The sequence below is a fragment of the Stappia stellulata genome, assembly GCF_020176715.1.
GTDB lineage: Bacteria > Pseudomonadota > Alphaproteobacteria > Rhizobiales > Stappiaceae > Stappia.
Window position 1 is genome coordinate 1 of sequence record NZ_JAIVMF010000052.1, and the last position, 1,043, is coordinate 1,043.

1 protein-coding gene is annotated in these 1,043 nt (G+C 60.6%); it reads left to right on the plus strand.

Annotated features, from left to right (window positions below; all coding sequences use genetic code 11):
• Positions 1-1,029, plus strand: a 1,029-nt coding sequence (locus tag LC092_RS21065) for an IS1182 family transposase (RefSeq protein WP_224809700.1), incomplete at its 5' end; no start/stop codon positions are given.
• Positions 1,030-1,043: the final 14 nt, after the last annotated feature.

The window sequence follows — 1,043 nt, forward strand, 5'->3', positions numbered from 1 at the left end:
TACAACGACGCGAGCGTTGCCCAGGACATCTTCGATCACATTGTCGAGCAGGCGATTTCTCATGGGTTGGTGGATGGCACGGTTCTTTACACGGACAGCACCCACCTGAAGGCGAATGCCAACAAGGGCAAATACGATCTGGCGCAAATTGAGAAGTCGCGATCGGATTACTGGGCGGAGCTGGACAAGGCGATCGATGCGGAACGCAAGCTGCACGGCCAAAATCCGCTGAAGGAGAAGACCCGGGAGCCGCAGGTCAAGCAGACCAAGGTCAGCCGCGCGGATCCGGATGCAGGCTACATGGTGCGCGAGGGCAAGCCGAAGGGCTTCTTCTATCTGGATCACCGCACGGTGGACGGCAGGCTGGGGATCGTCACGGATACCTTCGCCACACCCGCCAACGTCCATGACAGCATCGTTTATCTGGATCGACTGGACCGCCAGCGGGACCGCTTCGGGTTTGATGTTGCAGCCGTCGGCCTTGATGCGGGCTATGCCACCACGGGGATCGCCAGAGGATTGGAGGAGCGGGATATTCTGGGCGTGACCGGCTACCGCCGCCCCACGTCCCCCAGACCTGGCATGATGCGCAAGTCGGCCTTCACCTATGAGGCTGACGCCGATGGTTACCGCTGCCCGGAAGGCCAACTGCTGAGCTATGCCACGACGGACAGGAACGGCTACAAGCATTATCGTTCCGACCCGCAGGTTTGCCGAACCTGTCCGCTTCTGGCCTCGTGCACCTCCAATGCCAAGGCCGAGCGAACCCTGACCCGCCATGTCTGGCAGGAAGCTCGCGAACGAACCGATGCCCATCGCCTGACCTCATGGGGCAAAGCAATTTACAAGCGCCGAAAGGAAACCGTGGAACGCTCGTTTGCCGATGCAAAACAGCTTCACGGCCACCGCTATGCCAGGTTCCGAAGTCGGACCCGCGTGCAAACGCAGTGCCTGCTCGCCGCCGCAGCCCAAAACATCAAGAAGATCGCAATGGCCCTCACAAAGCCCCCAAAACAAGCCCCAGCCTGAGGTGGCTGGACCAA